Source organism: Bacteroides sp. D22 (assembly GCF_000163675.1).
GTDB classification, from domain to species: Bacteria; Bacteroidota; Bacteroidia; order Bacteroidales; family Bacteroidaceae; genus Bacteroides; species Bacteroides xylanisolvens.
Genome location: NZ_GG774810.1, coordinates 101392 through 111405 on the forward strand (window position 1 = coordinate 101392; position 10014 = coordinate 111405).

Below are 10014 nucleotides of genomic sequence, written 5' to 3' on the forward strand. Positions count from 1 at the left end.
ACACACGCAAGAAGAAACATAAGCTATTCTGCAAGCGTGCAGGAATAGAGCCGACTATCGGGCATTTGAAATCAGACTTTCGTTTAGGACGCAACTTTTATAAAGGTGTGTTCGGGGATGTTGTCAATCTGCTCTTAGCCGCAGCAGCGTACAACTTCAAAAGAGCCATGAGGGTTCTTTGGCTACTTGTTGAAAAAATCTGCGGGACACTGTTTTCTTGCAATATCCCGCAGATGAGTACTTTTTAAGGGACGACTACTTATAAGTAATAGTCACTACTTGATTTCCGCATTGCATACGGAAATCCCCTTGTTCCAGTACCCATTGCCCGTCAGAATTGACAAAAGCCAAGTCGCTGCCTTTGATGGATAGAGTGACAGTTTGGGTTTCGCCCGGTTGTAGTTCCACCTTTTTGAAGGCTCGTAACTGGCGGTTTTCGGGAGTAAGCGAAGCCACAAGATCACTGCTGAATAGCATGACAACTTCTTTTCCGGCATATTTACCGGTATTGGTTACATCTATGGAAAAGTGCAAATCATCTCCTGTGGTAAACGAAGATTTGTCCGTTTGGAAGTTGCTGTATTCGAAAGTGGTGTAGCTCAATCCGTATCCGAAAGGCCATTGAACGGAGACTACTGCATTGTAGTCGTAAGCTCCTTCCATTTTGTCCATCTCTTCACTCACCCGATAATCGTAGGTAGTCAGTGCTGCTTCGTGTCGCGGATATGTGTAAGGCATCTTGGCACTGGGGTTCACGTCTCCTGCCAGAATGTTCGCTAATGCATCGCCACCATAGTTTCCGGGTAATAGAATGTCAATAACAGCATCAGCCAATGGCTCCAACTCGTTGATAATGCGGGGACGACCCTCATTGAGTATCAGGATGATCGGTTTTCCCGTAGCGGCAAGTGCCTTTACCAGTTTGCTTTGGTTGGCAGAGATGGCAAGTTCGGAAAGATTACCGGGTGTTTCGCAATATGAATTTTCACCGATGCAGGCGATAATAATATCCACGTTGCGGGCGGCAGCCACAGCTTTCTCAATCTCCGGTTCATTTTCTTTCATGTAAGCACCTTCGGGTTTGTAGGTTACGCCCTGTTCCAGACGGACATGATCGGCTCCGAATTTGTTGCAGATTGCTTCGTAAATGGTGTTATATTTGTCGGCAAATCTGTCGGTCAGATGTCCTTGCCACGAATAGCTCCAACCGCCGTTCAAGCAGCGCATAGAGTTAGCGTTCGGACCGGTTACCAGTAGCTTTTTCCCTTGAGGAAGCGGAAGAATATTATCTTTATTTTTTAGCAATACTTCCGATTCTTCAGCTGCATGAAGTGCGATAAGTGCATGCTCCTTGCTGCCGAAGAGAGGATAATCTTTCAATAAAGTGTTCGGATGATCGAACAGACCCAGACGGAATTTAAGTCTAAGCACCCTGCGGACGGCATCGTCAATACGGCTCATGGACACTTTCTTCTCTTGCACTAACTCTTTTAGTAGTGTACAATAATTGAGATCATACGGTTCCATAGCCATGTCTATACCTGCATTGATTGCCATTTCGATGGCTTCTTTTTTGTTTGCCGCCACATGTTCGCGGGTATAAAGATTGTTGATGTCCGCCCAGTCGGTGATTAACATTCCGTCCCATCCCAAGTCTTCTTTCAGCCATTGTGTAAGGAGTTCGCGGTCGGCGTGCACAGGCTTTCCGTTGATGGAACCACTGTTGACCATTATAGTCAGTGCACCAGCTTCCACACAAGCCTTGAACGGTGCAAAACATTTCTCACGCAGTTCGGAAACCGATATATAAGCCGGTGTGCGGTCTTTACCGGTACGTGGCATGCTGTATCCCATGTAATGTTTCACGGAGGTGGCGATTCGGTCGGCGGGAATATGGTTAGGATCATCTCCTTGGAAGCCTCGGACAGCAGTGCTGCCCATAATGGCATTGACTAAACAGTCTTCTCCATAATTTTCCCATACACGCGGCCAACGGGGATCACGTGCCATATCGACGGTGGGAGAGTATGTCCAGGGACAATTGCTAGCCCTTGTTTCATAAGCCGTTACACGTGCCGCTTCGTAGGTCAAATCCGGATTGAAGGCAGCACCCATATTGATATTTTGAGGAAAGAGCGTTCCGCCCAATGTATAGGTAGTACCATGATTCTGATCCAGTCCGTAGATACATGGAATACCAATCTCCGTCATCGACAGTTCTTGTATTCGACTGATAATCTCGTTCCACTTTTCAGGGCTTTGTGCTACCGGGCCGGGAGCATTGAGAAACGAACCTACCTTATATTCAGCAATCGCTTTGTGGAGCTTTGTCTCGTCCAATTGGAATTCTCCATTTATCGTCTCTCCTAATACATCAATAGCAAGCTCGGTCATTTGCCCTATCTTGGCGTCAAGGTCCATCTTTGATAGAAGCTCTTCCACTTGTTGTTCTATTTTTGCGTCTTCAGGAATGGCAGTGGGAACTGCCTGTTTGGAACAGGCAGTCATTGCGATAGATGCGGTCATTAATATAATATTTCTTAGTTTCATTATGATTTGTTTTTAAGTAGCATCGTTTATGTAATCTGTCATTCAGAGGGATTTAACCCGAAGAATGACAGATACTTATGGTATGAATGATTTTTAAACTTACTTAGGAACATTATTTCACGGTTACCAAATCTACATAATAGCCATGTCCTACACATAAAAATCCGTTTTCAGCTTGAATCATATTCAGCATGTCTTGGGTCAGTGTCAGTGCGTATTCACCGTTTTCCGAGAAGTTTATCGGGTCTGTGAAGTACGACCAATTGCCGGTAGCAAGTCGCATCTGATGATATTCGGCAGTAGGTTCTATGGAGTAGACAACTTTTAGTGTCGATCCGGCTGTGATACCGGCAAATACATCCATTGGAATCAAACCAAAAGTTTTGTTGGGATCACCGTCCGGCTTATCCCACGAAACGTAATGGTGCCCTGACCAAAGTGTTATTTCGGTAGATACGGTCACAGTCTGTTCGGTAGTCGTAATATTATCGTTCAAGAACTGCACAGCCTCTCCGCTACGGGTTTTGCCTGTCATCGTATAGTTTCCATCAGACAAATCCGGACAAGTCAGCGTAACTTCCGTAGAAGATTGATTGCTGAATTGAGACACCGTCTGTCCGCCGATAGTTAGAGAAGCGATGTTTTCAAGATTGATACCGGAAATGGTCCAGTCCACGTTGGCAGTAGCCCGGTTAGCACCTGAAATGACAAGGGAAGCATTGGTCACTTTCACCATGTCGGCTCCATATTGATTGCCGTCGGCATCTTGCAGAACGATGCGGTAATCGCCTTCGCTTACGCCTGTCGGAACGATGTATTCCAGATAACTCTCATCTGCCGATTCAACATAAGTAGGATCGGTGATCGTGTTTCCTCCCAAGAGGATGGCTGTTACGTTCTGTAAATTACTGCCATATAAACGGGCAGTCTTACCGGGAGATACAATTCTCTCAAAAGCTACTTCTTTAGATTGAGGGTCATCAGCCAACGGATTGACCACCACTAATCCTTCACGGGAAGTCTTCTTCCCTTTCACAGTTTCCACTTCTATTTTCAAATTATACGTACCGGCTTTCAGACTACGGTTGATTTCTTTGTCGGAGTCGGTACCCGATTCTACTTCCTGTCCATCAATGAACCAGGTTACTGTGGTGTAATCTTTCGGAGTCACGGTCAGCGCGATGGATAAGTTCGCATCCCGGCTGATGTTGGCGAATGTAGCCAATTGGCCGTTCGTCCTGTCAGGGAATACTGGGGCAAGGATATGCGGATCATCATTTTCTGTCACCGTAGCGAACGGTTCTTCCTCGGTGCATGCAGTAAATGTGGAGCCTACAGCGAGTAGGGCAAATAGTGCAATATATATCTTTTTCATAATGGATGATTGTTTAATAGTTAGTTTTCAGTATCCCACCACAGAAGGCTGTGCCAATTATCTGTTCCTCCCATGCGCTCGATGGCTTCATTGTAGCTTTTCTTATTATAGGAAGATTCCAATACAGGATAGCAGAGACGTACCGGAATTTCCGTTCCACCGGTGAGATATTGTCCGAACCCATATTCTGCCGGTGATTTCAACTTCGGATAACCGGAACGACGCACGTTTGCCCAACATTCGGCAGGATTGGTAAAGTGAAGAATCCAGGCCTGTGTATTGATAGCTTCAAGTTTCTGATTGTCCGTATGTCCGAACGTCCCTCTACCTTGAATGAATGCATCAAACTCTGCATCAGTAGTAGCCGTGCAACCGTAGTTGTCTGTCAGGAAATCCATAGCTGCACGCACTCCTTGCTTGTAAAGATCTTCTGCCGACACACTGCCGACATTCCATTTTTTCACGGTAGCTTCCGCCATCAGGAATTTCACTTCTGCAGAGGTCATCACTACGCCCGGATTGTCGCTTTTTAGGAAATTATTGGCAAGTTTGGGTTCCACTTCACGAGCCATAGTTACCGTAACGGAAGGATTGTTAACGGCTAATTCCTTACAAATATCGCTGTCGTACCCTGTAGGCCATGGCTCCCACGAGTAGGCACCCGGGTCGCGCGGACTGAAATCAATCCCTTTTTCAATCATCTCCTGGGTGATGTCGACACGATTGTCGGGACTGGTGGCACTCATCAACCCGTCATAATAACAACGGGAAATTTTGAATGTACGAGGGTCACCGGATTGGCGTAGCTGATTAAAGAAAGTGGAGCAGAGGTAGCTTGGATTATTAGCGGGGTCGTTGCCGAACAATAACTGTGACAATGAATTTCCGCGATAATCAGAGTAAGCTTCTTGTCCGAAACTAAATGCGATTGTCATGTATTTGATGAGCGCATCGCTTGAGGCGTCCGTTATCACACCCCCATTGGCAACCAAAGCATTTTCAAATTCCGTTTGTGCCTTTGTAGGATTGACATTGGAGATTCGCATGGCAAAACGTAGGCGAAGCGAGTTTGCCAGTTGTTGCCATTTAGTTACATCACCGGCATAGATGAGGTCACCTGTCACTTTATCTTTGGTCGGATCGATTTTATTGACGGCATCTTCCAGCTCCAGAAAGAAAGCGTTGTAAATATCTTCCTGTTTGTCATACTTCGGATTGAACTTTCCTTCGAGGAATCCCAGGCCGGCTTCACTGAAAGGAGCGTCTCCGTAAGTGTCGGTGATGATAGACATAAGATAAACCCGATAAATGCGGAGCACAGAGTTGATGTTCACTTTCTCTGCATCTTCGGCTGTGCGATATTGAGCATCAATGATATTCTTCAGGGATTGAGTGTAGAACGATGTCCAGATACGGCTCATTTCATTATTGTCTAGCGTATGGCGTCCGCCGTAGTTGGTGGTGTTCCAACATCCCATCAGTTGTTGGGTGAATGCATAATGGTAGTTACGGTAGATTTCCATCATACTAAGGTCTCCGTACGTTTGCAGTTGGGCAGTGGTGAGCTGCGCATTCGGGTCGATGGTAGCGGCCTTGGAAGGGTCGGTATTCATGTTTTCCATGTATTCATCGCTGCAAGAAGCGAAAAACAGGGCACATGCCATCGTGATGATTGTGATGTATTTAGATTGTCTCATGATATATCTTTTTAGAATTTCACATTTACATTAAAACCATAGCTTCTGCGTGAAGGCAACGAACCGTATTCAAGTCCCATACCGGTGGTATTGTTGTAGTTGGAATCCGGGTCGATATTCGGGATATTCTTCCATACGATGAACGGATTGCGGGCAACGAACGAAACGGTCAGTCCGCTTACTACATTCTTCAGCCAGGATTTGGGTACATTATAACTCAACGTCAGCTCACGGCATTTCACGTATGAGTTGTCGTAAATAAACATAGAAGGTGCATTACGGCAAACGCTCATCCAGTAGTCTTCCGGATTGATGTAGATGTCGTTGGGGCGATACGTTCCATCACCGTTGTCGATGACACCCGGAGCAACGAATCCGCCTGTCGGCTTCCAGTTATCGGCTCCTTTTGCAATGCCGGCTGCCAATCTTTCTTCTTCCGAGCGATACCAGGCGTCGCGTCCTGCCAGTGTTTCCGGACTTTTACCCGATTCGTAAGCAGCACGGGCAGACATAGAATAGAGGTCGGCGCCTACTTTCACATCGAATACCGCTACCAGCGAAAGATTCTTGTAGGTAAAGTTGGTGAGCAATCCACCTGTCCAGTCCCAAGAGGCATTACCCAATACGTGGTTGCTCTTGTCATATTGCGGCAGACCGGTTTGCGGGTCAATCAGAATATCTCCCTTTTCGTTCCGTTGGAAGTCCGGGCCTACAATAGAACCAAAGTTCTCGCCTACTTTAGCGGCCACCTGAACGTCGAGCCAAGATGCTTTTTCCAGTTCAAACATATCCGATTCGCCATCCAGTTCTTTTACCTTGTTGCTGTTTTTGGAGAAGTTCAGATTAATGTCCCAGGAAAAATCGCGTGTTTGAATCGGTCGTGTGCTAAGGGCAATTTCAATACCTTTGTTTTCTATCTTGCCGGCATTAATCAAGCGATAGTTATAACCGGTTGTCCAGGAACTTGCCATTCCCATAATTTGGTTTTTACTGATTTGAGAATAGTAGGTGAAATCCAGTCCGATACGGTTCTTCAGGAATTTCAATTCCAATCCCATTTCCACGGAGTTTGTTTTGGTTGGTTTCAAGTCTTTGTTGGGGATGGTTCCGTTATCGATATATCCGATGGTATATCCGGGATAAGCATATTTGGATTTCGTATAGACGAGTCCCAATTGATAAGGATCGGTATCGCTACCTACTTGCGCCCATGACATACGCACCTTTCCGTAAGGCAGGAGGTCGCCCAGTTTTGTCAGCTCGGAGAATACAAAGCTACCGGAGAAAGAAGGATACACATACATGTTGTTGCCAGTGGGAAGGGTAGACGATTGGTCGCCACGCAACGTAGCATCGAGGTAAAGCATGTGTTTCCATCCCACGTTCACTGCTCCGTAAACCGAATTAATCTGCTTGCGGTAACTGCCGGGCACTACACTGATCTCGTTGAAACTCGTCAATGAAGGGACATCGCGTATCTTCATGTCTTGAGCAGTGGTAACGATGGTCTGGTTGTTCACCTTATATACATTGCCGCCTAACGTAGCGTTGAAATCGAAATCACCCCAATGGTTGTTGTAGAGAGCCAACACTTCAAAGTTGTACATGCGGTTGCGGAAAGCACTGTTTTGAAGTCTTCCGGCTTCGAATCCGGGAGTGGTAGGTGCTTTGTAATCATCGAACGTGAACCAGTTGAGTTCGGCACCCAGCGTTGCCTGAAGTTTCAGATGTGGGTCGATGTTCCATACGGCCTTGCCGTTCATGCGGAACAAGTCTTTCTTGGATTTATTGAAGTTCTTATAGATATCCCAGTACGGATTCACGTTGTAGGGATCCATGCCGTTCCAGTTGGAATATTCGCCGTCGGCAGTCTGATAGGTTTGCAACCATTCCTGGTCGTAGGTGGTGGCAAGAGTCATCAGGTTTTTACCGATATTGGACTTGCTGTCGCCCAGAGCCGGACGGTTCTTCACGTCTTCCCGTGTATAGTTGACGCTGAAATCCAGGTCTACCTTTCCTGCAGACGTATTGGCGCGCAGGTTGAAAATGTCACGGCTCATGTGAGTTTGGGGAACAATGTCTTTATTGCGCATATCCGTATAGGTAAAGCGAATTCCGGTTTTTCCGCTGTTCACACCTATGATGGCGGAGTTGGTGGCGGTGATACCCGTGCGGAAGAAGTTGGACGTATTGTCGGGGACAATGAGGAAAGGGCGTTCCACGCCGTCGAAATACTTCAGCATGTTTGAACCGTCCGCTTTGGGACCCCAACTTTTGTTTGTGTTGGATATGGCATCATAGCTATAAGTACCGTTGCTTCCCATACCGTATATCTGTTGCACTTCGTCCCATTTGGCAAGTTGGGTATCGAAAGTCAGTGTTCCGTTATATTCCACGCTGATTTTATCCTTGTTGGCTCGCTTGGTTGTAATCAAGATAACACCGTGGCTGGCACGGCTACCATAAAGTGCGGATGCCGCAGGGCCTTTCAACACCGACATGTTTTCTACGTCATCGGCATTGATGCTCGAAATACCGTCGCCCAAGTCGAAGCCTCCGTTTGTGCCGGCACTGCCGAAATTGGTGTTGTCCAAAGGTACACCGTCCACTACATAAAGAGGCTGGTTATTGCCGGTCATTTCGGTACTGCCTCGTAGAATAACGCGCGTAGAACCGGAAGGACCACCGGCGGTCTGGCTGACTACCAAGCCCGGCACACGTCCTGCCATGGAGTTGATAAGATTCGTTTCTTTCGCTTTGGTCAAGGCTTCACCTTTCACTTCATCAATGCCATAGCCCAACGCTTTGCGCTCTCTCTTGATGCCAAGGGCGGTAACTACCACTTCATCCAATGCTTTGGCATCCTCTTTCAAGGTGATGTTCAAAGGACCTCTTCCCGCTTTTACTTCTTCGGATTTATAACCCACGTAGCTGACAACGAGCGTAGCTCCCGCTTTTACATTCAAACTGAAATTTCCATCCAGATCGGTAATCGTTCCGTTGGCAGTTCCTTTCTCCACTACGGAAGCCCCAATGATGGGACCTGTGGCATCGCTCACTTTTCCGGTTACCTTGTTGCTTTGTTGTTGAATAGCCTGGGAACTTGGTTCCGTTGCTGCATACACTTGCTGGAAACCTCCCGCCATCCAAAGGGCGAGTGTTCCGCAAAACAGTAGATACTTACATTTTTCCATATTCATAGCATATATATTTAAGATTCCTATAATATTTTCACCCAGTCGATGTACATATTCACTTTCTGACCGTCTTTCAGGCCCGTCAGTTTATTAATGTCGGTAATTCCTGTAAACGCACCTCCCACGGCGAGGTTGAACAGGATGTAGAAGTTGTCGTGGAAGTATGTGTTCGAGCTAATGTCGAACGTATGAAACTTGACGTTGTCGATGGATATTGTCAGGTTGTTTTCATCCCAATCCAGAGAGTAGGTGTGATAATTGCCGTCTTGCAGGCTGTTGGCAACATTGGCTTTGTAGTATTGCTGTTCGTGAGCCGCTGCGCTAGGGCCATAGTGAATGGCGGTGTTCACTTGTTTTTCCGAATCGCCCGCAGCCATTCCGCTCTGTTCTCCCATTTCCATAATGTCGATCTCCCCGCATGCCGGCCATTCTTTGTCGTTATCTCCCATCATCCAGAACGCAGGCCACAGTCCGCCGTTAGTCTTGGGAAGCTTGATGCTTGCTTCTATCTTGCGATACTTGAAACTCTTTTTCCCTTTTGAATTGATCCTGCCGGAGTAGATTTTATTCCCTTTGCGTTCGGCGGTAAGAATCAGAACCGATTTATCCCCGTCCTTTCCAACCGATACATGAGCGGCATCGTATGCCTGTAGCTCTTGATTGGTCCAACCGGGTTCATGAGTTTCTTTCGTCCATACTTTTTCGTCGAAAAAGTTGAAATCGTCTTTAAAAAGAATGTCTTGTGGATTTTCCTCCGATTCCGTTCCAACAGAATCCGACGAACAGGATTGTTGCGCGAAGCAAACGGATAAAAATAGGAATAGTGCTACTTTTTTCATCGTTTTAGCATTTTAAAGGTTAAACGTAATATGTGCTTTATACTTGTAAAGCTTGGTGCAAAGATGCTAATATCCGGCTAAAACGATGGTCAGATTGCTGACATATTAGGTTTGATTGCTGACAAATCTGCTGATTTTTATCGAACGGACGTTATCTTACCCATTCTTTTTCGAAGATTGTTGCTATACAAGAATGAGGTAAATGATAATTTTGCGGAGTGCCCTGAAAGGGCTTAATTATATAGCGTAGGGCAACGCCCTACGTAAAAACGACAATCTGAATTTGCGCCCTGAAAGGGCATAATTGTATACGGTTCCGCCCTTTCAGGGCTTGTGGCTGGTGTGTTTTTTCGTAG

General features: G+C 46.4%; 6 protein-coding genes. 1 reads left to right on the forward strand and 5 read right to left on the reverse strand.

Features of this window, described 5'->3' with window-relative positions:
- Positions 1-248, forward strand: a 248-nt coding sequence (locus HMPREF0106_RS26100; protein WP_008997441.1) for a transposase, incomplete at its 5' end; no start/stop codon positions are given.
- A 7-nt stretch (positions 249-255) separates the two neighbouring features.
- Here HMPREF0106_RS26100 and HMPREF0106_RS09475 read toward each other — a convergent pair.
- The 5 genes from HMPREF0106_RS09475 to HMPREF0106_RS09455 all read right to left on the reverse strand — a co-directional run bounded on the left by HMPREF0106_RS09475 (position 256) and on the right by HMPREF0106_RS09455 (position 9658).
- Complete coding sequence (locus HMPREF0106_RS09475) at positions 256-2550, reverse strand: glycoside hydrolase family 3 N-terminal domain-containing protein (RefSeq protein WP_009040329.1); 2295 nt, start codon at positions 2548-2550, stop codon at positions 256-258.
- 112 nt (positions 2551-2662) lie between these two features.
- On the reverse strand, positions 2663-3925 hold the full coding sequence (locus HMPREF0106_RS09470) for a hypothetical protein (protein WP_009040330.1): 1263 nt from the start codon (positions 3923-3925) through the stop codon (positions 2663-2665).
- A gap of 20 nt (positions 3926-3945) precedes the next feature.
- Positions 3946-5622, reverse strand: coding sequence for a SusD/RagB family nutrient-binding outer membrane lipoprotein (locus HMPREF0106_RS09465; protein ID WP_009040331.1), 1677 nt, complete (start codon positions 5620-5622; stop codon positions 3946-3948).
- 11 nt (positions 5623-5633) lie between these two features.
- Complete coding sequence (locus tag HMPREF0106_RS09460; RefSeq protein WP_009040332.1) at positions 5634-8822, reverse strand: SusC/RagA family TonB-linked outer membrane protein; 3189 nt, start codon at positions 8820-8822, stop codon at positions 5634-5636.
- Between the two features lie 20 nt (positions 8823-8842).
- Complete coding sequence (locus HMPREF0106_RS09455; protein ID WP_009040333.1) at positions 8843-9658, reverse strand: family 16 glycosylhydrolase; 816 nt, start codon at positions 9656-9658, stop codon at positions 8843-8845.
- Between the last annotated feature and the right edge of the window lie 356 nt (positions 9659-10014).